Genomic DNA, 23,620 nt, shown 5'->3' with positions numbered 1-23,620 from the left:
TGTGGGTGCCCCCGCAATTCCCGACAGTCGGTCGTGAGTTCACCGTACGGGTGTTCCAGTGCGGGGGTCGGCGAGGTCGTCGGACGTTCGCGGAACGTTCATCCGCGGCGGTAGGTGAGCTTCTCCCCCGTGCCGGTGTTGACGCGTTGCAGCCGGCCGTCGGCGAGCAGGGTGACCTCGGAGGCGGCGCCGGGGCTGCACGAGGAGAGGGGCTCGCCGGCGGTGACCTTGGAGGGGCCGATCGCCAACGGGCCCTGGCCGCCGGGCCGTTGGGACAGGGTCGCGCTGAACTCGCAGTGGTAGGCGTCCCCGTCGGCGACGAGCACGAGCACGGCGTCGCCGACCTGGCCCTGCGAGATGGTCAGCCGGCGGGTGTTCGAACCGGTCTCGTTCTCGATGGTGGTCGTCCAGACGCCGAGATAGCGCGCCGGGACGACCCCGTCCGTCGCCGAGGCGGAGGCCGACGCGGAGGGCGAGGCGGACTCGGACCCGCCCGGGGTGGGCAGCGCCGAGGCCTTCGGCGAGGAGGACGTCGACGGTCCGGGCGCCGGGTTCGCGGTGGGGTCGCCGTCGCCGTTCATGAACGCGTACACCGAGCCGCCGGCGGCGATCGCGACCACCAGGGCGACCAGGACCAGCAGGGCGGTCGCCCGGCCGCTGCGGCGCGGCGGCTCCTCGGGGTCGACCGGACCGGCGGGTCCGGCGGGCCCGGCGGGCTGCCCGTAGGGGTCGTAGGGGTCGTAGGGCGGGGTGCCCCCGGCGGCGTACGGGTTGTAGGGCACCGGCCCGCCCGCCGGCTGCTGCTGCTGCTGCTGCGGGTAGCCGTAGCCCGGGGTCCGGGCCTGGGCCTGGGTCGCGGCCGGATGCGGCTGGGGGTGGCCGTACGCCGGATGGGCCGGGCCGACGTCCGCGCCCGGCGGGGGCGGCTGCGACGGGATGCGGCCGAACCCGGCGACCAGCGTGGGGCGGTGGTCCGGCGCGAGCGCGTCGCCGCGCGGGCCGGAGTGCTCCGGCGCGGCCTCGGGGGAAGCCTCCGGGTACCCGGCGGGGTACCGCTCCGCGCCCTCGGGGTCCTCCACCTCCAGCAGCCGCACGGCGTGCCGACCGAGCTGGGCCACCAGCGCGCCGGGCAGCCAGGGGTCGCGGGAGCGGCCGTCGGAGACGGTGTCGTCGACGCCCGTCAGCTCCAGGATCCGGTCGAGGGAGGGCCGGGCGGCCGGGTCTTTGCGCAGGCACGCGCGGACCAGGTCGGCGATGCCCTCGGGGACGCCCGACAGCTCGGGCTCCTCCTCTGCAATGCGGAACATCAGCGCGTGCACCCCGCTGTCGGCGGAGCCGAAGGGCAGGGTGCCGGTGGCGGCGTAGGCGATGACCGAGCCGAGGCAGAAGACATCGCTGGCCGGGGTGATCCCGTCGCCGCGCAGCTGCTCGGGGGCCATGAAGCCGGGCGAGCCGACCACCGCGCCGGCCTCGGTCAGCGGGCCCTCGCCGGTCACGCTCTCCAGCGCCCGCGCGACGCCGAAGTCGATCACCCGGGGTCCCTCGATGGTGACCATCACATTGGACGGCTTGAGGTCGCGGTGGACGATCCCGGCCGCGTGGATGTTGGCGAGCGCGTGCGCGAGCCCGGCGGCGAGGATGCGCACCGACCGCTCGGGCAGCGGACCGTGGTCCTGGCCGACCACCTGCTGGAGGCTCGGCCCGGCGACATAGCCGGTGGCGACCCAGGGCACGGCGGCCTCGGTGTCGGCGTCCAGGACGGGCGCGGTCCAGAACCCGCCGACCCGCTGCGCGCTGCGCACCTCCTGCCGGAACCGCGCCCGGAACTCCTCGCGTGCGGCCAGCTCCCGCCGGACCAGCTTCACGGCGACCGTGCGCCCCCGGTCCGAGCGGGCCAGGTAGACCTGTCCCATGCCGCCCGCCCCGAGCCGCGCGAGCAGCCGGTAGCCGCCGATGCGCTGCGGGTCCCCCGGGCCCAGCTTCTCCATCGCAGCGCCGCCTTTCCCCCACATGTGTGATCGAGACATGTGTATTTCCAGCCGAGAATAATCCGGCCGTTCGGGGAGTAGGGCCGCACGGTGTCTACGGTTCCGTAACGGGCCCATCCCCGACGAGCCGCTCCGCGGCAGGCGGTTCCTCGGCAGGCCGTTCCTCGGCCGTCGGTTCCGCGGCAGGCCGTTCCATGGCAGGCGGTTCCGGGGCGGACGGCTCCTCGGCCGTCGGTCCCTCGGCGGGCCGTTCCTCGGCCGTCGGTCCCTCGACGGGCCGTTCCATGGCAGGCCGTTCCTCGGCAGGCCGTTCCGGGGCAGGCGGTTCCGGGGCGGACGGTTCCTCGGCCGTCGGTCCCTCGGCGGGCCGTTCCTCGGCCGTCGGTTCCTCGACGGGCCGTTCCATGGCAGGCCGTTCCGGGCCGACGATTCCTCGGCAGGCCGTTTCGTGGCGGACAGTTCCTCGGCCGACGGTTCCTCGGCAGGCCGTTCCGCGGCCTACGGTTCCTCGGCGGGCCGTTCCGTGGCCGTCGGTTCCTCGGCGAGAGCCGCGAGGTTGTCCAGGGCCTTGGACAGGCGTTCCAGTAGGCGGACTGCCTCGGCGAGCTCCGCCTCGCCGAACTCCTGCGCCAGCCGGTCGGCGAAGGCCGTGTGCCCGGGGTCGATGCGGGCGATCGCGGCCCGCCCCTGCACAGTGGGCGCGAGCAGCTTGGCGCGCCGGTGGGCGGGGTTGGGCCGGTACTCGGCGAGACCGCGCTCCACCAGCACGTCGGCTATGCGCTGCACGCTCTGCCGGGTGATGCCCATGGCGCGGGCGATGCCGGACACCGGCAGCGGATCGCCCAGCACCGCGCCGAGCACCTGCCACCGGGCGGCCGAGAGCCCGGCGGGCCCGGCGAGCTCCTCCGCGACGGCGAGGAACTGGCCGTTCAGCCGGAAGACCCCGAGGGCGCTGCGGCTGAGCAGGTCCTGACGTTCCCGGCTCACTGGACCCCGGCCTTCGCCAGCACCTCGTACGCCTCCGCGTCGGAGTCGTGGAACAGCCGGTACCAGGCGTCCAACACCTCGCCCTCGTACACGCCGAGGAGCCGGAGGATCTCGCGCGCGAAGGCGACCGGCTCGGTCGGACCCGCGGTGATCAGACCCCGATCGGTGACGGCGTCCGCGTCGACGTACCGCTCGCCGCCCGCGTAGCCGGTGGCGGCGAGATAGAAGGAGACGGCACTGGTGTGGTCGCGGTCGTCCAGCAGGCCCTCGCGGGCGAGGCCGGCGGTGGCCCCGCAGATCGCGGCGACGGGCGTCCCGGCGTCGAGGAACGCGCGCGCGGTGCGGGCGAAGGGGGCCAGGTCGTCGGAGGTGTCCCAGAGGTCGCCGCCCGGCAGGATCAGCAGCCGGGCGTCCTCGGGGCGGACGTCGGCCAGGGCCAGGTCGGGCCGGATGCGCAGACCGCCGACGCTGACGACGGGTTCGCGGGTGGGGCCCACGGTCCGGATCTCGTGTCCGGCACGGGCGAGGTACGCCGTGGCGTGGCCCGTCTCCCAGTCGGCGAGGGCGTCGTACACGGCCAGGTACACCGGCTTGCGGTCCCCGTCGTGGCCGCGGTCGTCGTGGGCGTTGTAGGCGCTGTTCATGGCTCCTCCTCGGACGGCAATCTCTATGACAGCATGCTGTCACTTAGGCAGCATGCTGTCAATGCCTTCCCGGCTCCTCCCATGCCCGACAACCTGTCGCGGAATCGCCCCCGCCACCGCACAGGACGCCGATATCCCTTCCGCATCGCGGACTTCTACGCTCGCCGGCATGACCCCTCAGACCGACTCCCGGACCGGCGCCGCCGTGAAGGCCGCGGACCGCGCGCACGTCTTCCACCCCTGGTCCGCCCAGGAGCTCATCGACCCGCTCGCCGTGGCCGGCGCGGAGGGGTCCTACTTCTGGGACCACGACGGCAACCGGTACCTCGACCTGACCAGCGGGCTCGTCTACGCCAACATCGGCTACCGGCACCCGAAGGTCGTCGCCGCGATCCAGGAGCAGGCCGCGACGCTGGCCACCTTCGCGCCCGCCTTCGCGATCGAGGCCCGCTCCGAGGCCGCCCGGCTGATCGCCGAGCGGACCCCCGGCGACCTGGACAAGATCTTCTTCACCAACGGCGGGGCGGACGCCGTCGAGCACGCCGTGCGCATGGCCCGGCTGCACACCGGGCGCGCCAAGGTGCTCGCCGCCTACCGCTCGTACCACGGCGGCACCCAGCAGGCCGTGAACATCACCGGCGACCCGCGCCGCTGGGCCTCCGACACCGCGACGGCCGGGGTCGTGCACTTCTGGGCCCCGTACCTGTACCGCTCCCGTTTCTACGCGCGGACCGAGGAAGAGGAGTGCGCCCGCGCGCTGGAGCACCTGGAGACGACGATCGCGTTCGAGGGGCCGGGGACGATCGCCGCGATCATCCTGGAGACCGTGCCGGGCACCGCCGGGATCATGGTCCCGCCGCCCGGCTACCTCGCCGGGGTCCGCGCCCTGTGCGACCGGCACGGCATCGTCTTCGTCCTGGACGAGGTGATGGCCGGGTTCGGCCGCACCGGCGAGTGGTTCGCGGCCGACCTCTTCGACGTCACGCCCGACCTGATGACCTTCGCCAAGGGCGTGAACTCCGGATATGTGCCGCTGGGCGGCGTCGCGATCTCCGGCGCGATCGCGGACACCTTCGCCAAGCGGCCCTACCCGGGCGGTCTGACGTACTCCGGGCACCCGCTGGCCTGCGCGGCCGCCGTCGCGACGATCGGCGTCATGGCCGAGGAGGGCATCGTCGACCACGCCAGGAACCTCGGCGCGTCCGTCGTCGGACCGGGGCTGCGGGCGCTGGCCGAGCGGCACCCGTGCGTCGGCGAGGTGCGCGGGGTCGGCATGTTCTGGGCCCTGGAGCTGGTGCGGAACCGGGAGACGCGCGAGCCGCTCGTGCCCTACAACGCGGCCGGCGAGGCCAACGCGGCCATGGTCGCCTTCGGCGCGGCCGCCAGGAAGGCCGGGGTGTGGCCGTTCGTCAACATGAACCGCACCCACTTCGTGCCGCCGCTCAACGCCTCCGAGTCCGAGGTGAAGGAGGGCCTCGCGGCCCTGGACACGGCGCTCTCGGCAGCCGACGAGCACACCGGGTGAGGGGTACCTCAGGCACTGATCTGTCCCTGATCTGTCCCTGATTTTGTCCCTGATCTGTCCGTGATCAAGGACTGATCAGGGACAGATCAGGGGCGACTCCGGGCCGTTACGCGTACAAGGCCTTGATTTCGTCGAACGCGTAAGGTGGCGTGCTCGTACATACCGACGAGCAGGTCACTTTCCCGCCCCCGACGATGGAGACGCCCCGACGATGCCCGGCAGCACCGGCAACGGAGCCGTGACGCGCAGCACCCTGCGACAGCAGATCGCCGACGCGTTGCGCGACGAGGTGCTGGCCGGGCGGCTGCAACCGGGCCAGGAGTTCACGGTGAAGGAGATCGCCGAGCAGTACGGCGTCTCCGCGACCCCCGTCCGCGAGGCCCTCGTCGACCTCTCCGCCCAGGGCCTCCTGGAGGCCGACCAGCACCGGGGCTTCCGCGTCCACGAGTACTCCGTCGCGGACTACAAGGGCATGATCGAGGCGCGCAGCCTGATCATCGAGGGGATGTTCCTCGCCCTGGAGCAGGGCCGCCATCGCCAGCGCAACTTCCAGGAGCCGCGCACGGCGGCCGCCATCGCAGGCGTGCGGCGGCGCGGCGACGAGGCGCAGCGGGCCGCGTCCGCCGGCGACCTCACCGTCCTGATCGGCTACGACCTGCGGTTCTGGCGCGAGCTGAGCGCCCTGTTCGGCAACCCCTATCTCGCCGACTTCCTGCACCGGCTGCGCGTGCAGTCCTGGGTGTGCACGGTGCAGCACCTGCGCCGGCTGACCGACCTGCGCGGCTCGCTGTGGTCCGGCCACACCGAACTGGCCGACGCCCTGTACGCCCGCGACACCGCCGCCGCCCGCGTGATCCTCGCCGCGTACAACGACGACTCCATAGCCCTGCTCGAACGACTGGCGGCGGAATGAGGGCGGACGCCCCCACCGCTTCCGTGGAGCTGTCCGTCGTGATCCCGGCCTACAACGAGGAGCGCCGGCTCGGCCCCACCCTGGACGCGGTCGGCCGCCACCTCGACGCGACCGGGAGCCACTGGCGGACCTGGGAGATCCTGGTCGCCGACGACGGTTCCACCGACGCCACCCGCGAACTCGTCACCGTCCGCCGCGACCCCCGCATCCGGCTCGTCACCGGCGCCGGCGCGGGCAACCGGGGCAAGGGCCACGCCCTGCGCCTCGGCGTCGCCGCCAGCCGGGGCCGCCATGTCCTGGTCATGGACGCCGATCTCGCCACCCCCGTCGAGGAGCTGGAGCACCTGGAGAAGGCGCTCGCCGACGGACACGCGGCGGCGATCGGATCGCGGGCCGTGCCCGGCGCGACCCTCGGCAGCCGCCAGCACCGCATCCGCGAACTCCTCGGCACCGCCGGCAATCTGCTCATACGCCGGACGACCCTGCGCGGGATACGCGACACCCAGTGCGGGTTCAAACTGTTCGAGGGCGACAAGGCCCGCGCCGCGTTCGCCGCCTCCCGCCTCAACGGCTGGGCCATCGACGTCGAGGTGCTGCGCCACTTCCAGCGCGTGGGCTGGCCGGTCGCCGAGGTGCCCGTGCACTGGTCGCACCAGCCCGGCTCGAAGATCCGCCCCGGGGACTACCCGCGGATGCTGCGCGACCTGGTCCGGCTGCGGATACCGGTGCCCGGACCCGTGGACGTCCTCGCCGTCGTCCTCTTCCTCGCGATGGCCGTGACGCTCTACTCCGGCCGCTTCTTCGACCCGGACCACCGCTACCTCACCGACTCCCTCCAGGACCAGAACCAGTGGGAGTGGTTCTTCGCGGTGACCGCCGACAACATCGCCCACCTGCGCAATCCGCTGTTCACCGACCTCCAGGGCTTCCCCGACGGCGTGAACCTGATGGCCAACACGACGATGCTCGGCCTGTCGGTGCCGCTCACACCCCTCACCCTGCTCCTCGGCCCGGCCCTCGTCCTCAGCCTGGTGATGACGCTCGGCCTCGCCGCCACGGCCGTCGCCTGGTACCGGCTGATCGTGCGGCGGCTGGTCCGCCAGCGCGGGGCCGCCTTCGCCGGGGCCGCGTTCGCCGCGTTCGCGCCGCCGATGGTCAGCCACGCCAACGCCCACCCCAACTTCGTCGTGCTGTTCATGATCCCGCCGATCATCGAGCGCGCCCTGCGGCTCACCACCGGCAGGCGGGTCACCCACGACGCCGTCGTCCTCGGCCTGATGACGGCCTACCAGTTCTTCCTCGGCGAGGAGCCGCTGCTGCTCGCCGCGATGGGCATGGCCCTGTTCGCCGTCGCCTACGCCGCCGTGCGCCCCGACGTCGCACGCAGCGCTGCCCGTCCGCTGCTGAACGGTCTGGCGATCGCCGCCGCCGTCTGTCTCCCGCTCGTCGTCTACCCGCTGGCCTGGCAGTTCTCCGGCCCGCAGAGCTATGCCGGCATCGACCACGGCAGCGCGCCCGGCGTCGCCAACTCCGTGCGCGCGCTGTTCTCCTTCGCCGAACGCTCGGCGATCGCGGGCGACGCCGACACCGCCGACGCCCTCTCCCTCAACCCGACCGAACAGAACGCGTTCTACGGCTGGCCGCTGGCCCTGCTCGCCTTCGCGATCACCGTCCGGCTGTGGCGGCAGCCGGCGGTCAGGGCGCTGGCCTGCACGGCGACGGCCGCGGCGGTGCTGTCCCTGGGCCCGCGCATCCCGCTGCCCCTCACCGACACGACCTTCCCCGGCCCCTGGTCCCTGCTCGCCGGCCTCCCGCTCTTCGAGTCCGTCATCGAGAGCCGGATCGCGCTGGTCTGCGCCCCGCCGCTGGGCATGCTGCTGGCCCTGGCGATCGGCGGGCTGGCGCACAGCCGCCGGCTCCTGACCCAGTACGCCGCACTGCTGGCCATGTGCGCGGCGCTCCTCCCCGTCGTCCCGGCCCCCCTGAAGTCCGAACCGCGCGCCGAGACGCCCGCCTTCTTCACCGACGGCGTCTGGAAGACGTACGTGCGCGACGGCGAGACCCTGGTCCCGGTCCCCCTGGCCGAACCCGAGGACGCCGAGGCCCTGCACTGGCAGACGGCAACCGACCTCGGCTTCGAGATGCCCGGCGGCTACTTCAACGGCCCTCTCGGCGAGGGCGACCGCACCGGCGTCTACGGCGTCCCGCTGCGCTTCACGGCGAGTCTGCTGCGCGACGTGCGGCAGACGGGCGTCGTCCCGGTGATCGACCCCGCCGCCCGGGCCGAGGCCCGCGCGGACCTCGCGTACTGGCGGGCGGGCGCCCTGGTGCTGGCCCCACAGCGGTACGCGGACCGGCTGCGTGAGACGGTGGACAAGCTCGTGGGCCTGCCGGGTAGGCGGGTGGCCGGAGTATGGGTATGGGACCTGCACCAGGGAACGCAGGAGGGGAGCTGACGTGAGCCACACCGATTACCCTTCCCCTTACCCTGCCCCACGGGACCGAGCAACGCGCTGAGTGAGGAGCTCTCTTTGGCCTGTGACCTGTGGCTGGTGCCGCTCGTCGACGTGTTGTGCCACACCCCCGACAACCCCTTCGCCGACGAACTCGCCCAGTACAACAAGGTGCTGGCCGAGGCGGGGCTCCCGCCCGTGCCGGTGTACCAGTACATGCCGGGCCTGTCCGGCGAGGTCGCCCCGGTGGCGGGCTTCGACTACGACGCGCTGCACTTCCTGCGCCGCGCCTACCTGCTCCAGGTGTGCCAGCTGCCGGTGACTCCGGTGGACGAACTGGGCGGTGACTACGAGCAGCTCCTGGAGATGTTCGAGGCGACGGCCCAGCAGTCCCACCTGGTCTGGCACTACGACCACGCGGGCGCGTACGTGCCGGTGGACTTCCCGCAGCCGCTCTCCAACGACGATCTGCTCGCGGGCGGCGGACCCCTCGGCTCCTCCCAGTCCCTCCTGCGGGAACTGGAGTTCGTGGCCCCGTCCCTCGGCATCGATCCGGCCAATCCGCCGACGGCACCGCAACCGCCCGCCGGTCCCACGGAGTTGGAGGAACCGGCCAATCCCGCGCCGTACGATCCCAGCCCCTTCGCCCGCGAACGGCACGTGTGGCTCGGCCTGCACGCGGCGGCGACGCGGAGCCTGGCGCAGGGTTCGATGATCGTGTTCAGCTGACCGGACCGACTGTCCGCGACGCCGGCACGGCGACGCCTACACGGCGACGGCGGTCAACGGCCCAGCTGGGCGAGCCCCTTCTGTACGTCCTCCATGTCCATCACCGGCGTGTAGGTGATCTCCGCCCCGAGGTTGAGGAAGAACGGCTCGCTCAGCGCGGGCATCTCCCAGCTGTCCGTCATGTCGAAGAACACATAGGCGGTCCGCCGGCCGTGATCGGTGGTGAAGTAGGCCGCTTCGGGCTTGATCTGCTCCATCGACTCCTGGATCAGCTTCCCGAGCGTCCCGTTCCGGATGGCCTCGTTGGCCTTCTCGGTGTCCATGGACGCCTTGAGCATGACGCGCATCGCACTCACCTTCTTCTGGTCGACGCACGCATACGTACTACTTCAGGATATGTCCGACCACGGGCCGGTCAAGGATGTCCAAGACCGGCCCGAGCCGACGTGCTGTGCCTGTGCGGCTTACAGGGCGGTTTACAGGAACGAGTTGATCTCGATCGTCTCGTCCCGGCCCGGGCCCACGCCGATCGCGGAGATCGGGGCGCCGGACATCTCCTCCAGGGCCTTCACATAGGCCTGGGCGTTCTTCGGGAGGTCGGAGAACGACTTCGCCTTGGTGATGTCCTCGGACCAGCCCGGGAGGGTCTCGTAGATCGGCTTCGCATGGTGGAAGTCCGTCTGCGAGTACGGGAGTTCCTCGACGCGCCTGCCGTCGATCTCGTACGCGACGCAGACCGGGATCTCCTCCCAGCCGGTCAGGACGTCCAGCTTGGTGAGGAAGAAGTCCGTGAGGCCGTTGACCCTGGTCGCGTAGCGCGCGATGACCGCGTCGAACCAGCCGCAGCGGCGGTCGCGGCCGGTGGTGACGCCCCGCTCGCCGCCGATGCGGCGCAGCGCCTCGCCGTCCGCGTCGAAGAGCTCGGTCGGGAAGGGGCCCGAGCCGACGCGGGTCGTGTAGGCCTTCAGGATGCCGATGACCCGGCTGATCTTCGTCGGGCCCACGCCCGCGCCCGTGCAGGCGCCGCCCGCGGTCGGGTTCGACGAGGTGACGAAGGGGTACGTGCCGTGGTCGATGTCGAGGAGGGTGCCTTGACCGCCCTCGAAGAGGACGACCTTGTTCTGCTCCAGGGCCTGGTTGAGGACCAGGACGGTGTCGGTGACGTACGGAGCGAGCTTCTCCGCGTAACCGAGCAGTTCCTCGACGACCTGGTCGACCGCGATCGCGCGGCGGTTGTACAGCTTGGTGAGCAGCTGGTTCTTGGCGTCGAGCGCCGCCTCGACCTTCTGCGTGAGGATCGACTCGTCGTAGAGATCCTGGACGCGGATGCCGACCCGGTTGATCTTGTCCGCATATGTCGGACCGATACCCCGGCCGGTCGTGCCGATCTTGCGCTTTCCGAGGAAGCGTTCCGTCACCTTGTCGACAGTGACGTTGTAGGGCGTGATGATGTGCGCGTTGCCGCTGATCAGCAGCTTCGACGTATCGACGCCGCGCTCGTTCAGACCGCTCAGCTCGGAGAGCAGGACCGACGGGTCGACGACGACACCGTTACCGATGACCGGCGTACAGCCGGGGGACAGGATTCCGGAAGGGAGCAGGTGGAGTGCGTACTTCTGGTCGCCCACGACGACCGTGTGACCGGCGTTGTTGCCGCCCTGATAGCGCACTACGTAGTCCACCGAGCCACCGAGCAGGTCGGTGGCCTTTCCCTTGCCTTCGTCACCCCACTGAGCACCGAGCAGCACAAGTGCGGGCACGCGCGTACACCCCTTCCGGGTGGGGCATGTCCAAGGTCAGGGGCGTACACGGTGGCTCTTTCCACCGCGTGCACCACCGCACGCACGGCGACCGCCGTTGGTCGCCGCTTGTCGGACCCGGATGCCCCGGAATAGACCAAGCCCCTGGCGCAATAGCGCAAGGGGCTCTTGCACAAAGATGCTACCCGAGGAAGCGAGGCAGGACCGAGGTGGCGACTTCTCCGACGTCCGATCAGCTGCTGGTGATCATCGATCCGGTCGCCCTGCGCACGGACGGGGAGTCCGTACGAATCGCGAAAGACGTGCTCAGCGCGGGTGCGGCGAGCACCAAGGTGTGTCTGCCGCAGGACCCCGAGGAATTCGCCCGGGTGCTGTCCCGGCGGGGCTCGCGGCGGCCGGTGGTGATCGGCGACGACCGTGCGCTGACCCGGGCGGTGGCCCTGCTGCACCGGCAGCGGGCCCTGGCCGAATGTGTGCTGTCGGTGGTGCCGGTGGGCTCGATGCTGGGCGTCGCGCAGGCCCTGGGGGTGCCCACGGGGGCCGTGGCGGCGGCCCGTGCGGTCCTGGACGGCGCCGAACGCCGGCTGGACGTCCTGGTGGACGACAGCGACGGAGTGGTGCTGGGCGCGCTGCGGATCCCGCCCGTGCCGCTCGCCCCGCAGGACGCCGGGGACGAGGCGAACGGGGTGGACGGGGCGGAGGCCGGCGGCCGGCTCTGGCTGCGGACGGCCCAGTCGCTGGTGCGGACCCTGGTGCCCGCACGGCCGTCCCGGATCTCCCCCGCCACCGCCCCGCCCGGTCCCGCCCGGCTGCGCATCGAGGTCGACGGCGTGACGCTGATCGACCTCGACCAGCCGGTGGAGGCGGTGTCGGTGACCCCCGGCACGGGCGCGTCCGGCACCGCGTCCGTCGAGGTGCGGCCGCTGTCCCTGGGCGCGGAGGCGGCTCCCCTTCAGGCCCGGGGGCGGACGGTGACCGTCTCGGGCGCGGACTTCCGCTACCGGTCGGACACGGCGATCGCGGGGCCGGTGCGGCGGCGGACGTGGACCGTGCGGGAGGGGGCGCTGGGGCTGATGCTGCCGGGGCGGTGAGCCCGGAATCCCGTCCAGGCGCCGTCGCCCGTGGACCCGCCCCGGGCTGCCGTTCGCCCCGATGTTCTAAAGGTCTGGTTGACAAATATTTAACCGGTCCGGCCCCTTGAACGACTCATTGCGGCTGCACCATCCTCCTGCATCAGGGCGTCGATCCGACGCGCGCGGCGGCAACGGAAGGGGCCACCCGATGGCAGTGCAGGAGGACGTCGCCCCCGAGGCGGGCACGGGCGGCGACGAGACCGTTCACCGGCTCAAACCCAACGCCATCGGGTTGCTCGGCGTGGTCTTCATGGCCGTCGCGACGGCCGCGCCGATCACCGCGATGACGGGCAACGTGCCCTTCATGGTGTCGTCGGGCAACGGCGTCGGGGCCCCGGCGAGCTACCTCGTCGCAATGGTCGTCCTGGCGATCTTTTCCGTCGGCTTCACGTCGATGGCGAAGCACATCACCTCGACGGGCGCCTTCTACGGCTTCATCTCCTACGGCCTCGGCCGCTCCGTCGGCCTCGCCTCGGGCCTGCTCGCGACCTTCGCCTACGTGGTGTTCGAGCCGGCGCTGATCGGCATCTTCTCGTCGTTCGCCACCACGACCCTCAAGGACCAGACGGGCCTGGACATCCCGTGGTGGGCGTTCGCGGCGCTGATGCTCGCCGTCAACGCGACGGGCACCTGGTTCGGCGTGTCCGTCGCCGAGAAACTGCTGGTCGTGCTGCTCGCGACCGAGGTGACGGTCCTCGCGGCGATGGCGATCTCGGTCGCGCTCCACGGCGGCGGCCCGGACGGCTTCGGCCTCGACCCGGTCAACCCGGTCAACGCGTTCAAGGGGACCAGCGCCGGGCTGGGGCTGTTCTTCGCCTTCTGGTCGTGGGTCGGCTTCGAGTCGACGGCGATGTACGGCGAGGAGTCCCGCAACCCGAAGAAGATCATCCCCAAGGCGACGATGATCTCGGTGCTGGGCGTCGGCGTCTTCTACGTCTTCGTCTCCTGGATGGCCATCTCCGGCACCGGCGAGTCGCAGGCCGTGAAGGTCGCCACCGACAACCCGCTGGGCCTGTTCTTCGGCCCCACCGAGCGGTACGTCGGCCACTGGGCGGTCGACGTCATGCAGTGGCTGATGATCACCGGGTCGCTCGCCTGCGGCATGGCCTTCCACAACTGCGCCGCCCGCTACCTGTACGCGCTGGGCCGCGAGGGCGTCCTGCCCTCCCTGCAGCGCAGCATCGGCCGCACGCACGCCCGGCACGGCTCCCCGCACATCGCCGGCCTGGTCCAGACGGCCGTCTCCGCCGTCCTGATCGGCGCGTTCTGGGCGGCCGGCAAGGACCCGTACACCGGGACGTACGTGCTGCTCGCGATCCTCGGCACGATGGCGATCCTGGTGGTGCAGGCGGTGTGCTCGTTCGCGGTGCTGGTGTACTTCCGCTCCCACCACCCCGAGAGCCGGCACTGGTTCCGGACCTTCACCGCGCCGCTCCTCGGCGGGGTCGCGATGCTCGCCGTGGTGGCGCTGCTGGTGTCCAACATGGCCGTCGCGGCGGGCCCGGAGTCCGGCTCCCTGGTCCTGAAGGCCACCCCGTGGCTCGTCGCACTGATCGCGGCGGCCGGTCTGGGCTGTGCCCAGTACCTCAAGCGACGGTCCCCGCAGCGGTATCTGCTGCTGGGGCGGACGGTGCTGGAGGAGACGAAGGAACGCTGACCCACGTCAGGCCACTGACCCACGTCAGGCCACCGGCCCGGGCCGGTCCTGGCGCGGGTCAGGGGCCGAAGGTCTTGGCGCGGTGCTCCCGCCAGCGTTCCATCAGCCGGGTCAGCTCGCCCTCCAGGTACTCGAAGAAGGCGAGCGTCTCGGCGATCCGCTGGCCGCCGGGCGTCGCCACGCCGAGGCTTTCGACGCCCTCGCGCAGGGTCTTGCCCCACCGTGTGAGCACGGCGTCCCGGTTGGTCAGCGCCTCGTACCACTGATCGCTGTGCACCCGGTAGCGCTCGCGCCGCGAACCGGGTTCGCGCTCGCGCGAGACCATGTGCACCTGCGAGAGATAGCGCACCGCCCCGGAGACGGCGGCCGGGCTGACCTGGAGCTGCTCGCCGAGTTCGGCGGAGGTCATGGCCCCGGCGTCGGAGGCGAGCAGCGCGGCGAACACCCGGGCGGCCATCCGCTGCATCCCGGCCTCGACGAGCTGCGCCGCGAACGACTCGACAAACCTCGACAGGGCCTCGGCGTCCCGCCCTGTCGCCGCGGCGTTCCGCCCCGTCTCCTGGGCGTCCCGGCCGGCCTCGGGTGATTCCGTCATGCGTTCATCCTATCCGGGCTTCATACGCTTCCTTAACTTCACAAATTTCTGAAAGAAGCGTACGTTCTGAAGCATGACGAAGGCCATCACGGTGTCCGGACTGCACAAGTCCTTCGGCCGCACCCACGCGCTCGACGGCCTCGACCTGGAGGTCGAGACCGGTGAGGTGCACGGCTTCCTCGGCCCCAACGGCGCCGGCAAGTCCACGGCCATCCGCGTCCTGCTCGGCCTGCTGCGCGCCGACTCCGGCGCCGCGCAGATCCTCGGCCGCGACCCGTGGACCGACGCGGTCGAGGCCCACCGCCGGATCGCCTACGTACCGGGCGACGTGACCCTGTGGCGCAACCTCTCCGGCGGCGAGGTCATCGACCTGTACGGGCGACTGCGCGGCGGTCTGGACACGGCCCGCCGCGCCGCGCTCATCGACCGCTTCGAGCTGGACCCGACGAAAAAAGGCCGCACGTACTCCAAGGGCAACCGGCAAAAAGTCGCCCTGGTCGCCGCGTTCGCCTCGGACGTCGACCTGCTCATCCTCGACGAGCCGACCTCGGGCCTGGACCCCCTGATGGAGGAGGTCTTCCAGGCCTGCGTGGAGGAGGAACGCGACCGCGGCCGGACGATCCTGCTGTCCTCGCACATCCTCAGCGAGGTCGAGGAGCTGTGCGACCGCGTCAGCATCATCCGCAAGGGCCGCACCGTGGAGACGGGCTCGCTGGCCGACCTGCGCCATCTGACCCGCACCAGCGTCACGGCCGAACTGGCGAGCGCGCCCAACGGGTTGGCGCACCTGCCGGGCGTCCACGACCTCGACGTACAGGGCCGTCGCGTCCGCCTCCAGGTCGACACGGACAAACTCGACGCCGTGCTGCGGTCGTTGACCGGCTCGGGGGTGCGCTCGCTCACCTCGACGCCGCCGACGCTGGAGGAACTGTTCCTGCGCCACTACCAGGAGGCGTGATGACCTCCCTCGTGGGCACGGGAGTGCTGCTGCGCTTCAACCTCCGCCGCGACCGGGTCATGATCCCGGTGTGGGTGGCGGTGAACACCCTCATGGTCCTGTCCATGCCGGGCACCCTCAAAGGCCTCTACGCCACCGACGCCGAGCGCGCCGACCTGCTGCACCAGGTCGCCGCCAACTCCTCCCTCCGCGCCCTGATCGGGCCCGTCTTCGACGACTCCCTCGGCGCCCTCACCGCCTGGCGCGTCGGCGTCTACGCGGGCCTGCTCGCCGCCGTCACCGGCCTCCTCGTCGTCGTACGGCACACCCGGGACGAGGAGGAGAGCGGCCGGCACGAGCTGATCGTCTCCGGCATGGTCGGGCGTCGCGCCTCCCCGACGGCGGCCCTGCTGGCGGCCGGCGTCGCCGGCGGCGCACTGGCGCTGCTGGTCACGGCGGGCCTGGCGGGACAGGGGGCGGCCGGGGCGCTGGCCCTGGGCCTCGGCCTCGCCGGGGTGGGGATGCTGTTCGCCACCATGGCGGCGATCGTCGCGCAGCTCACGGAGAGCGCGCGGCTGGCGCGCGGTCTGACGGCCGCCCTGCTGGGCGCCGCGTTCGTGCTGCGGGCGGCCGGCGACTCGTCGAGCGACGGCGGCACGTCCGTGCTGACCTGGCTCTCCCCGCTCGGCTGGCTGGAGAACCTGCGGCCCTACGCCGACGAACGCTGGTGGGTGCTGCTGCTGTTCGCGGCGGCGATCGTGGCGCAGGGCGCGCTGGCCTACGCGCTGACCGGCCGCCGGGATCTGGGACTGAGCTTCCTGTCGACCCGCCCGGGACCGCCCACCGGACGGCTGGGCACCGCCTTCGCCCTGGCCTGGCGGCTCCAGCGGGGCAGCGTGCTGGGCTGGAGCATCGGCTTCTTCCTCGCGGGCGTCGTCTACGGCGGCCTGACGGAGGGCGCGGCCGACCTGGTCGGCGACAACGACCGCGCGCGCGAGATCTTCGAGCGGATGGGCGGCCAGTCGGGGCTGACGGACGCGTTCCTCGCCTCGATGATCGGCGTGCTCGGCCTGATCGCCGCGCTCTACGTCGTCGCCTCCGTGCTGCGGCTGCACGGCGAGGAGACCTCCGGGCGCGCGGAACCGGTGCTGGCCAACGCCGTGGGCCGGCTGCGCTGGGCCGCCGGGCATCTGGCGATCGCCTTCGGCGGCGCCGTGCTGATCATGCTGCTCGCCGGACTGGGCTTCGCCCTCGGCTACGGCCGCGAGCTCGGCCCGATCCTGGGCGCGTGCCTGGTGCAGGTGGCCGGCGTCTGGGCCGTCGGCGCGCTGGCAGTGCTGCTGTACGGGCTCGTCCCCCGGGCGGCGCCGGCGGCCTGGGCGGCGGCCGGGGCCGTCCTGCTGATCGGCTGGATCGGCCCCGCGCTGGACGCTCCCCAGGCAGTCCTGGACCTCTCCCCCTTCGGCCACCTCCCCAAGCTGCCGGGCGGGGAGATGGAGTGGGGGCCTGTGCTGGTGCTGGTGCTGGTGGCGGCGGCGATGGTGGGGGCGGGGCTGGCCGGACTGCGACGGCGTGACGTGACGACGTGAGGCGGGGTGAGGTGAGGCGGGGTGACGTGAGGCGGGGTGACGTGACGTATCGGGGAGCACTCGGTGGACCGGCCGGTGAACCGGGTGCGGGCAGGACTCGTCTCCCCTCACATGAACCGGAATGCGGTGACGTGCGGTGGCTGTGTGCTGTCGGTGGCGGGCGCGCTGACGGCCACGTCCGTGTGGCTCTCCTCGGCGCCCACCCGGATCCGGCTGGGCCGCGGCTTCGAGAGCGAGGGCATGGACCTCACCGTCCTGTTCACCCAACTCCCGCTGGTGTTCCTCGCGGGAGCCGCCGTCCCGGCCGTCGCGTACGCGACGGTCACCCGCCTGCTGGGCGGCAGACGGACCCAGGACGACGACGCATGACACCTCAGAAGCTTCAGGCTGTCAGACGGTGACGGCGAGGCCCTCCAGCCCCCGGATCACGAAGTTGGGCTTCCGTTGGGGCTCCGCCGCCAGCGCCAGCGTCGGGGCCTTCTCCAGCAGCGCCGTCATGGAGGCCGCCAGCTCGATCCGGGCCAGGGGCGCGCCGATGCAGTAGTGGATGCCCGCGCTGAACGAGATGTGCGGGTTGTCCTGACGGCTCAGATCGAGCCGCGCGGGGTCCCGGAAGACCTCCCCGTCATGGTTCGCGGACCCGAAGAGCAGCGCGATCTCCGCACCCCTCGGGATCGTGGTCCCGGCGATCTCGATCTCGTCCAGCACCCACCGCTCGAAGAGCTGGAGCGGGGTGTCGTAGCGCATCAGCTCCTCCACGGCGGTGGGGACGAGGGAGTGGTCCGCGCGCAGGGACGCCAACTGGTCGGGGTTGCGGAAGAGGGCGTACCAGCCATTGACCGTGGCGTTCACCGTGGCCTCGTGGCCCGCGTTCAGCAGCAGCACGCAGGTCGAGATCATCTCCTGCTCGGTGAGCCGGTCGCCCTCGTCGTGCGCGGCGATCAGACCCGAGATCAGGTCCTCCCCGGGCTCCTTGCGCCGCGCGGCGATCAGCTCCCGCAGATACTCCGAGAACTCCACCGACGCCCGCACGGCCCGCGCCGCCGTCTCCTCGCCGGGGTTCAGCTCGTACATCCCGCAGATGTCCGCGGACCAGGGCCGCAGCGGCGCCCGGTCCGACTCCGGGATCCCCAGCATCTCCGCGATGACGGCGACGGGCAGCGGCTCGGCGACATCGCTCAGCAGATCGCCCCCGCCCGCCGCCACCAGCCGGTCCACCAGCTCCCCGGCCAGCCGCCGCACATACGGCTTCAGCTGCTCCACCGTGCGCGGGGTGAACGCCTTCGACACCAGTCGCCGGATCCGGGTGTGGTCCGGCGGCTCCAGGTCGAGCATCCCGTGATCGTTGAGCGTGTGGAACGGCTCCTGCTCGGCGGGCGGCGCGGTCCGCCCGAAGTCCTCGTGCGTGAACCGGTGCTGATACGTCCGCCCCAGCCGCCGTTCCCGCAAGAGCGCGGACACATCCGCGTGCCGCGGCACGAGCCACTGGTCGGTCGGCTCGTAGTAGATCACCCGCCCCCGCCCCCGAAGCTCGGCGTACGCCGGATACGGCTCCGCCACGAACGCGGGATCCCAAGGATCGAAGGACAGGTCATCAACAAAAGCCATAAACGGACGCTAGCCCGCCACACGGCGTCCTGACCAGGGGGGCCTGGCAAGACGACGAGCCGCCCGCCGATGCCCAGGTCGAGAATCCGGAATCCGGGATCGGGGATCGGGGATCGGGAATCGGGAATCGGGGATCGGGGATCCGGGATCGGGAAGGATCACTGCATGAGCACCCAACCCTTTTCCGTCGAACGGCTCCCTCACTACACCCAGACCGAGCGGGACGAGATCACCGGCGGTGTCGACGACCCCGCCGGGGTTGGCGGGACCGGGCTTGTCTGGCGGGGCAAGGATCTTCACTTCGGGGTTCGGCAGGACGGTCGGCTCGTCGCGCACGCCGGGCTCATAGAGGCGGTGGTGTCGGTCGGGGGCCGCTCGCTGCCGGTGGTCGGGCTCGGGGGTGTCGTCGTGGCGCCCGGGCTGCGGGGCAGCGGGCTGGCGCGGCTGGTCGTGACGGCCGCGATGGACCACGCCCGTGGCACGGACGCCGAACTCGGGCTCCTCTTCTGCTGGCCCCGCCTGATCCCGCTCTACGAACGCCTCGGCTGGCGGGCCCTGGACGGCGAGATCGAGGCCGAACAGCCCGACGGTCCGGTCACCATGCCCCTGCGCCACATGTGGACCCCGCTGACCGAGGACGCCCACTGGCCGGCCGGCCCCGCGCGGCTGCTCTCGCTGCCGATGTGACGCTCCGGTGCGCCAGGGGCCCGCAAGTCACACTCCCCTGGCGCAGCCCTAGCCCGGGGTCACCAGTCTTGCCTCGTAGGCGAACACCGCCGCCTGGGTGCGGTCCCGCAGGCCCAGTTTCACCAGGATGCGGCTCACATGGGTCTTGATGGTCGACTCCGCCACCACCAGCCGCTCGGCTATCTCCGCGTTCGACAGGCCATGGGCGATCAGGACCAGTACCTCCGTCTCCCGTTCGGTCAGGTCGCCGTAGGACGCCTGGGCGGCCGTGCGCGACAGGCTCGGGGTGTCCGTGAGCTTGGCGAACTCCGTGATCAGACGCTTGGTGACGGAGGGCGCCAACAGGGCCTCGCCCGCCGCCACCACACGCACCCCGTCGGCCAGTTGGCGGGCCGAGGCGTCCTTCAGCAGAAAGCCCGAGGCTCCCGCGCGCAGCGCCTGGTAGACGTATTCGTCCAGGTCGAACGTGGTGAGCACCAGCACCTTCGCCGTGCCCTGCGCCGCGACGATCTCCCTGGTCGCCTCGATGCCGTTCAGCTCCGGCATGCGGATGTCCATCAGGACGACGTCGGGAGTCAGTTCGCGGACCCGGTCCACCGCCTCCCGGCCGTTGACCGCCTCGCCCACGACCTCGATGTCCGGCATCGCGTTCAGCAGGACCGAGAAGCCCTCGCGCACCATCATCTGGTCGTCGGCGATCAGTACCTTGATCGTCATGCCCCATCCTCATCGGCGGCACGCGCGGGAGCGGACGGGCCGGCGGAGGGCACGGCGACCATCGGGACCGGCAGGAACACCGTCACCTCGTAGCCTCCCTCCCGCGTCGGTTCCGCCGTCATCTCGCCGTTCAGCATCGTGACCCGCTCCCGCATTCCGGTGATGCCGTGACCGGCGCCGGGTGAGGGCTTGATCAGGCTCGGGTTGGGCGGGGCCCCGTTGACTATGCGCAGGCCCAGACCGCCGAGGACGTACCCGACCTCCACCCGCGCGGACGCCCCGGGCGCGTGGCGGAGCGTATTGCTCAGCGCCTCCTGGACTATTCGGTAGGCCGACAGCTCCACACCCTGCGGCAGTTCGCGCACCGCGCCGGTGACCCCCTTCTCCACGTCCAGGCCGGCCTCCCGCACGTTGGCGAGCAGCCCGTCCAGCTCGGCGAGCGTGGGCTGCGGGGCGTCCGGGACCTCGTAGTCCTCGGCGCGGACCACGCCCAGCACCCGGCGCAGCTCCGTGAGGGCCGCCACCGCGTTCTCGCGGATCGTCGCGAAGGCCTTCTCCAGCTCCGGCGGCGGGTTCTGCACCCGGTAGGGAGCGGCCTCCGCCTGGATGGCGACCACCGACATGTGGTGCGCGACCACGTCGTGCAGTTCGCGGGCGATCGTGGTGCGCTCCTCCAGCAGGGTGCGTCGGGACCGCTCGTGCGCCGTCACCGTCTCCTGGGCCGTCACCTTCTCCTCTGCCTGGAGGCGGATGTGCCAGACCGTGATCGTGAGGAGGATGATCGCGGAGAAGACGAGCATGGGCGCGGTGTTGGTGGTGTAGTGGCCCCACCCGAAGGCCGTCTCGGCGACGAAGCCGTAGGCCGCCGTCAACAGCCACATCCACGCCGCCGTGCGGGGACGGGTGCGTATCGCCACGACCGTCAGGACCATCAGGTGGGAGGCGAAGCTGCCGGGGAGCCACGGCCATTCGCCGTAGGTCTCGCCGACCAGGGCCACCACCGTGGTCGCGGCGAGGGACAGCCAGAACGCGCCGATCGGCCGCACCAGCGTCATCAGCACCGGCGCCAGGGCGAGCAGCCCGAGCACGGCGGACAGACTCCCTCCCCCGTTGTCGACCGAGGCGATCATCATCGCCAGGACGCCGCCCGCCCCGACCACCGCGTGCCGGGACCAGGTCGCGTACTCCCGCCTGCGGCCCTTCAGCCGGCCCAGGACGGCGCCGGTGGGCTCCTTGCGGGGCAGCGGGCGGTAGGCGAAGGCGTCGTGGATCAGGTCCTGTCGCAGGCCGCGCAGGGCTTCCGCGGCCGCCCGGAACTCCGGGCTGCGCGGCCGATAGGCCTCGAAGGAGTCGCCCGGGTCCTCCGGGTGCGCGGTGTGCGTCTGCGTCGTCTCGGTCACGTTCAAAACCGTAGGCGCAGCCGGGGGTCGCGGTCGTCACCAGTGAGAGGGGTTCCCGTGCATCCCTCTCAAGTACTACGGGTCGCACGGGGGACCCCCGGAGCAGGGCCGCTCGGTAACCCGCCGCTCAGTACCCGGGTACTTGGTCCCCCGCCGCTCAGTACCCGGCCGGTCGCACCAGCCCCGACTCGTAGGCGAACACCGCCGCCTGGGTGCGGTCCCGCAGGCCCAGTTTCACGAGGATGCGGCCCACATGCGTCTTCACCGTCTGCTCGGCGACGAAGAGGTGGCTCGCGATCTCCGTGTTGGACAGGCCCTGGGCGATGAGGGTGAGCACCTCCGTCTCGCGTTCCGTGAGGTCGCCGACGCGTTCCTTCAGCGGAGCCCTGGGCTTGCCGTCGAGACGGGAGAACTCGGCGATCAGCTTGCGGGTGATGCCGGGGGCGAGCAGGGCGTCGCCGGCCGCGACCACCCGGACCGCCTCGGCCAGTTGGTCCGCGGAGGCGTCCTTCAGCAGGAACCCGGACGCGCCGGCCCGCAGCGCGTCGTACACATACTCGTCGAGATCGAAGGTGGTGAGCACCAGCACCTTGATCTGGGGGTGGTCGAGGGTGATGCGGTGCGTGGCGTCGATGCCGCCGAGCACGGGCATGCGGATGTCCATCAGGACGACGTCCGGGGTGAGTTCGGCGACCTTCGCGATCGCCTCCAGGCCGTCCACCGCGTCCCCGATCACCTCGATGCCGGGGTGCGCGTTGAGAAGCACGGTGAAGCCCTGCCGGACCATCTGCTGGTCGTCGGCGATCAGTACGCGGATGGTGCCGCCGGTCGTCATCGGTTTCCTTCGCGGGTCGGGGGCGGACGGTCCGGGCCGTCGGGGTCGATCCGGAAGACGACTTCCGGGCCCTCCGGGAAGAAGAGTGTCAGGCCCTGCGGCGTTCCCGGGTCGTCGGATTCGTCGGAGTCGTCGGAGTCGTCGGGAGGCGGCGCCGTGCCGTCCCTGGGCAGGAACGCCGTGACCGCGAAGCCGCCGTGCAGGGTGGGATACGCGTTGACGTGGCCGCCCAGCATCACCGCCCGCTCGCGCATGCCGAGCAGACCGTGTCCCGCGCCCGGGGAAGGCCGTACGGGTTCGCTCGGGCGGGAGTTGATGACCTCCAGGTGCAGGCCCCGAGGGCTATGGGTGACCTCGACCCGTACCCGGGAACCCGGCGCGTGCCGCAGGGCGTTGCTCAGCGCCTCCTGGACGATCCGGTACGCCGACAGCTGCACGCCCGGCGGGTACACGGGCGCCTCGCCCTCGACGGCGGCGACCACGTCCAGTCCCGCGGCGCGGGTGTTCTCCAGCAGGGCGTCGAGTCGGTCGAGCGTGGGCTGCGGGGCGTCCGGCGCGGTTCCGGTGCCGGACGCGCCGAGGCCGTAGGGGTCGTCGGGGTTCTCCGAGCGCAGCACGCCGAGCACCCGGCGCAGTTCGGCGAGCGCCTCCAGGGCGTTCTGCCGGATGCCGGCGAGGTTCTCCTTGAGTTCCTCGGACGGGTTCTCCACCAGGTGCGGGGCGACCTGCGCCTGGATGGAGATCACCGACATGTGGTGGGCGACCACGTCGTGCAGCTCGCGGGCGATCCGGTTGCGCTCCTCCAGCAAGGTGCGGCGGGCGCGTTCCTCGGCGGTGATCGTCTCCTGTTCGACGAGCTGGGTGCGGGCCTCGCCGAGGCCGCGGAAAGCGGTGCCGACGAGGACGACGGCCCCGAACACCGCGACGGCCGTGGTGCCCGTCGAGGTGTACGTGGCCCCGCCGACGAGGCCCTGGACCACCCAGGTCATCAACACCGTGGCGGCCAACGCCGCGAAGGCCACGCGCGGGCGCGTGCGGAGCGCCAGGAACAGAAGCACGAGGGCGTGGGCGAGGATCTCGGCCACGTTCCACGGCCAGTCGGGGCCCGGCAGCGGGTGCCCGACGAGAATCGGTCGCCCGGCCACGGCGGCGACGACTACGCCGGCCAGGGACAACGCCCACGCGGGCACCGGCCACCACAGCGCGAGCACGACAGCCGCGCCCTGCGCGAACGCGGTCAGCGTTCCCAGTGGCGTGCCCAGGCCGTAGCGACCCATCTGCTCGGTGCCGGCCAGTGCGATCCCTAGGGCGATCCAGCACACCACCACGTACCCCGGCAGCCGCAGCCAGCGCAATCCCCGCCGGACGAAGGCCCGACTGCGGGCCGCGCCGGTGGGGGCGAGCGCCGCCGCGCCGTCGAGTGGGGTGCTGCCCTCAGCGGAGCTCTCCTCGCCGGTCACGGG

Annotated in this window: 22 protein-coding genes; 10 read left to right on the top strand and 12 right to left on the bottom strand. The window is 71.9% G+C overall.

Annotated elements, in window-relative coordinates:
- Positions 1 to 98 precede the first annotated feature (98 nt).
- From ACWCPF_RS15580 to ACWCPF_RS15565, 4 genes are all read right to left on the bottom strand, one after another.
- Positions 99 to 1,988, bottom strand: a complete 1,890-nt coding sequence (locus ACWCPF_RS15580) for a protein kinase domain-containing protein (RefSeq protein WP_451045554.1) — start codon at positions 1,986 to 1,988, stop codon at positions 99 to 101.
- A gap of 94 nt (positions 1,989 to 2,082) precedes the next feature.
- Positions 2,083 to 2,394, bottom strand: a complete 312-nt coding sequence (locus tag ACWCPF_RS15575) for a hypothetical protein (protein ID WP_451045553.1) — start codon at positions 2,392 to 2,394, stop codon at positions 2,083 to 2,085.
- A gap of 92 nt (positions 2,395 to 2,486) precedes the next feature.
- Positions 2,487 to 2,975: a MarR family winged helix-turn-helix transcriptional regulator gene (locus tag ACWCPF_RS15570; RefSeq protein ID WP_451045552.1), complete on the bottom strand. Its 489-nt coding sequence runs from the start codon at positions 2,973 to 2,975 to the stop codon at positions 2,487 to 2,489.
- Positions 2,972 to 3,619, bottom strand: a complete 648-nt coding sequence (locus tag ACWCPF_RS15565; RefSeq protein WP_451045551.1) for a type 1 glutamine amidotransferase family protein — start codon at positions 3,617 to 3,619, stop codon at positions 2,972 to 2,974. Before ACWCPF_RS15565 ends, ACWCPF_RS15570 begins: the two co-directional genes overlap by 4 nt.
- Positions 3,620 to 3,788: 169 nt before the next feature.
- On the opposite strand from ACWCPF_RS15565, the gene ACWCPF_RS15560 reads away from it, so the two are divergent.
- The 4 genes from ACWCPF_RS15560 (at position 3,789) to ACWCPF_RS15545 (ending at position 9,239) form a co-directional block, all read left to right on the top strand.
- Positions 3,789 to 5,144 (top strand): aminotransferase class III-fold pyridoxal phosphate-dependent enzyme, encoded by a 1,356-nt coding sequence (locus ACWCPF_RS15560; protein WP_451045550.1) that lies wholly within the window; start codon positions 3,789 to 3,791, stop codon positions 5,142 to 5,144.
- A gap of 211 nt (positions 5,145 to 5,355) precedes the next feature.
- A complete protein-coding gene (locus ACWCPF_RS15555; RefSeq protein WP_451045549.1) occupies positions 5,356 to 6,057 on the top strand; it encodes a GntR family transcriptional regulator in 702 nt (233 codons plus the stop codon).
- Positions 6,054 to 8,513: a glycosyltransferase gene (locus ACWCPF_RS15550; protein WP_451045548.1), complete on the top strand. Its 2,460-nt coding sequence runs from the start codon at positions 6,054 to 6,056 to the stop codon at positions 8,511 to 8,513. The genes ACWCPF_RS15555 and ACWCPF_RS15550 overlap by 4 nt, the downstream gene beginning before the upstream one ends.
- Positions 8,514 to 8,588: 75 nt before the next feature.
- Positions 8,589 to 9,239, top strand: coding sequence for a hypothetical protein (locus tag ACWCPF_RS15545; protein ID WP_351910298.1), 651 nt, complete (start codon positions 8,589 to 8,591; stop codon positions 9,237 to 9,239).
- 53 nt (positions 9,240 to 9,292) lie between these two features.
- Here ACWCPF_RS15545 and ACWCPF_RS15540 read toward each other — a convergent pair whose 3' ends face one another.
- Both ACWCPF_RS15540 and ACWCPF_RS15535 read right to left on the bottom strand, forming a co-directional pair.
- Positions 9,293 to 9,586, bottom strand: a complete 294-nt coding sequence (locus ACWCPF_RS15540; protein ID WP_451045547.1) for a hypothetical protein — start codon at positions 9,584 to 9,586, stop codon at positions 9,293 to 9,295.
- A 129-nt stretch (positions 9,587 to 9,715) separates the two neighbouring features.
- The gene (locus tag ACWCPF_RS15535; protein WP_451045546.1) at positions 9,716 to 10,999 is read right to left on the bottom strand and encodes an adenylosuccinate synthase; all 1,284 of its coding nucleotides are present in this window, start codon (positions 10,997 to 10,999) and stop codon (positions 9,716 to 9,718) included.
- A gap of 209 nt (positions 11,000 to 11,208) precedes the next feature.
- Here ACWCPF_RS15535 and ACWCPF_RS15530 point away from each other — a divergent pair, with 209 nt between their 5' ends.
- A complete protein-coding gene (locus tag ACWCPF_RS15530; RefSeq protein WP_451045545.1) occupies positions 11,209 to 12,090 on the top strand; it encodes a diacylglycerol kinase family protein in 882 nt (293 codons plus the stop codon).
- Positions 12,091 to 12,280: 190 nt separating this feature from the next.
- Complete coding sequence (locus tag ACWCPF_RS15525) at positions 12,281 to 13,789, top strand: APC family permease (protein ID WP_451045544.1); 1,509 nt, start codon at positions 12,281 to 12,283, stop codon at positions 13,787 to 13,789.
- A 58-nt stretch (positions 13,790 to 13,847) separates the two neighbouring features.
- Here ACWCPF_RS15525 and ACWCPF_RS15520 read toward each other — a convergent pair whose 3' ends face one another.
- Positions 13,848 to 14,384, bottom strand: a complete 537-nt coding sequence (locus ACWCPF_RS15520; protein ID WP_451045543.1) for a GbsR/MarR family transcriptional regulator — start codon at positions 14,382 to 14,384, stop codon at positions 13,848 to 13,850.
- Positions 14,385 to 14,457: 73 nt separating this feature from the next.
- Here ACWCPF_RS15520 and ACWCPF_RS15515 point away from each other — a divergent pair, with 73 nt between their 5' ends.
- The 3 genes from ACWCPF_RS15515 (at position 14,458) to ACWCPF_RS15505 (ending at position 17,279) form a co-directional block, all read left to right on the top strand.
- The gene (locus tag ACWCPF_RS15515) at positions 14,458 to 15,342 is read left to right on the top strand and encodes an ABC transporter ATP-binding protein (RefSeq protein ID WP_451045542.1); all 885 of its coding nucleotides are present in this window, start codon (positions 14,458 to 14,460) and stop codon (positions 15,340 to 15,342) included.
- Positions 15,342 to 16,910 (top strand): ABC transporter permease, encoded by a 1,569-nt coding sequence (locus tag ACWCPF_RS15510; RefSeq protein ID WP_451045541.1) that lies wholly within the window; start codon positions 15,342 to 15,344, stop codon positions 16,908 to 16,910. The genes ACWCPF_RS15515 and ACWCPF_RS15510 overlap by 1 nt, the downstream gene beginning before the upstream one ends.
- 63 nt (positions 16,911 to 16,973) lie before the next feature.
- Positions 16,974 to 17,279, top strand: coding sequence for a hypothetical protein (locus ACWCPF_RS15505; RefSeq protein WP_451045540.1), 306 nt, complete (start codon positions 16,974 to 16,976; stop codon positions 17,277 to 17,279).
- 21 nt (positions 17,280 to 17,300) lie between these two features.
- Here ACWCPF_RS15505 and ACWCPF_RS15500 read toward each other — a convergent pair whose 3' ends face one another.
- Positions 17,301 to 18,518: a cytochrome P450 gene (locus ACWCPF_RS15500; RefSeq protein ID WP_451045539.1), complete on the bottom strand. Its 1,218-nt coding sequence runs from the start codon at positions 18,516 to 18,518 to the stop codon at positions 17,301 to 17,303.
- 165 nt (positions 18,519 to 18,683) lie between these two features.
- On the opposite strand from ACWCPF_RS15500, the gene ACWCPF_RS15495 reads away from it, so the two are divergent.
- A complete protein-coding gene (locus ACWCPF_RS15495) occupies positions 18,684 to 19,205 on the top strand; it encodes a GNAT family N-acetyltransferase (RefSeq protein WP_451045538.1) in 522 nt (173 codons plus the stop codon).
- A 48-nt stretch (positions 19,206 to 19,253) separates the two neighbouring features.
- On the opposite strand, the gene ACWCPF_RS15490 is transcribed toward ACWCPF_RS15495, so the two are convergent.
- From ACWCPF_RS15490 to ACWCPF_RS15475, 4 genes are all read right to left on the bottom strand, one after another.
- Entirely contained in the window at positions 19,254 to 19,922 is a 669-nt protein-coding gene (locus tag ACWCPF_RS15490) for a response regulator (protein WP_451045537.1), read from the bottom strand.
- Positions 19,919 to 21,322 carry a histidine kinase gene (locus ACWCPF_RS15485; RefSeq protein WP_451045536.1) on the bottom strand — a complete coding sequence of 468 codons (1,404 nt, stop codon included), beginning with the start codon at positions 21,320 to 21,322 and terminating at the stop codon, positions 19,919 to 19,921. Before ACWCPF_RS15485 ends, ACWCPF_RS15490 begins: the two co-directional genes overlap by 4 nt.
- A gap of 157 nt (positions 21,323 to 21,479) precedes the next feature.
- The gene (locus ACWCPF_RS15480; protein WP_451045535.1) at positions 21,480 to 22,157 is read right to left on the bottom strand and encodes a response regulator; all 678 of its coding nucleotides are present in this window, start codon (positions 22,155 to 22,157) and stop codon (positions 21,480 to 21,482) included.
- Positions 22,154 to 23,617 (bottom strand): sensor histidine kinase, encoded by a 1,464-nt coding sequence (locus tag ACWCPF_RS15475; protein WP_451045534.1) that lies wholly within the window; start codon positions 23,615 to 23,617, stop codon positions 22,154 to 22,156. Before ACWCPF_RS15475 ends, ACWCPF_RS15480 begins: the two co-directional genes overlap by 4 nt.
- Positions 23,618 to 23,620: the final 3 nt, after the last annotated feature.

The sequence above is a fragment of the Streptomyces sp. NPDC001858 genome, from assembly GCF_053594615.1.
Note: the sequence above shows the minus strand (reverse complement) of the source record. Positions and strands in the feature narration are given on the sequence as shown.

Coding starts and splice junctions, on each gene's coding strand:
- ACWCPF_RS15580 (WP_451045554.1), bottom strand. CDS start 1,988: ATGGAGAAGCTGGGCCCGGGGGACCCGCAGCGCATCGGCGGCTACCGG.
- ACWCPF_RS15575 (WP_451045553.1), bottom strand. CDS start 2,394: ATGGAACGGCCCGTCGAGGAACCGACGGCCGAGGAACGGCCCGCCGAG.
- ACWCPF_RS15565 (WP_451045551.1), bottom strand. CDS start 3,619: ATGAACAGCGCCTACAACGCCCACGACGACCGCGGCCACGACGGGGAC.
- ACWCPF_RS15560 (WP_451045550.1), top strand. CDS start 3,789: ATGACCCCTCAGACCGACTCCCGGACCGGCGCCGCCGTGAAGGCCGCG.
- ACWCPF_RS15555 (WP_451045549.1), top strand. CDS start 5,356: ATGCCCGGCAGCACCGGCAACGGAGCCGTGACGCGCAGCACCCTGCGA.
- ACWCPF_RS15550 (WP_451045548.1), top strand. CDS start 6,054: ATGAGGGCGGACGCCCCCACCGCTTCCGTGGAGCTGTCCGTCGTGATC.
- ACWCPF_RS15540 (WP_451045547.1), bottom strand. CDS start 9,586: ATGCGCGTCATGCTCAAGGCGTCCATGGACACCGAGAAGGCCAACGAG.
- ACWCPF_RS15525 (WP_451045544.1), top strand. CDS start 12,281: ATGGCAGTGCAGGAGGACGTCGCCCCCGAGGCGGGCACGGGCGGCGAC.
- ACWCPF_RS15520 (WP_451045543.1), bottom strand. CDS start 14,384: ATGACGGAATCACCCGAGGCCGGCCGGGACGCCCAGGAGACGGGGCGG.
- ACWCPF_RS15515 (WP_451045542.1), top strand. CDS start 14,458: ATGACGAAGGCCATCACGGTGTCCGGACTGCACAAGTCCTTCGGCCGC.
- ACWCPF_RS15510 (WP_451045541.1), top strand. CDS start 15,342: ATGACCTCCCTCGTGGGCACGGGAGTGCTGCTGCGCTTCAACCTCCGC.
- ACWCPF_RS15500 (WP_451045539.1), bottom strand. CDS start 18,518: ATGGCTTTTGTTGATGACCTGTCCTTCGATCCTTGGGATCCCGCGTTC.
- ACWCPF_RS15495 (WP_451045538.1), top strand. CDS start 18,684: ATGAGCACCCAACCCTTTTCCGTCGAACGGCTCCCTCACTACACCCAG.
- ACWCPF_RS15490 (WP_451045537.1), bottom strand. CDS start 19,922: ATGACGATCAAGGTACTGATCGCCGACGACCAGATGATGGTGCGCGAG.
- ACWCPF_RS15480 (WP_451045535.1), bottom strand. CDS start 22,157: ATGACGACCGGCGGCACCATCCGCGTACTGATCGCCGACGACCAGCAG.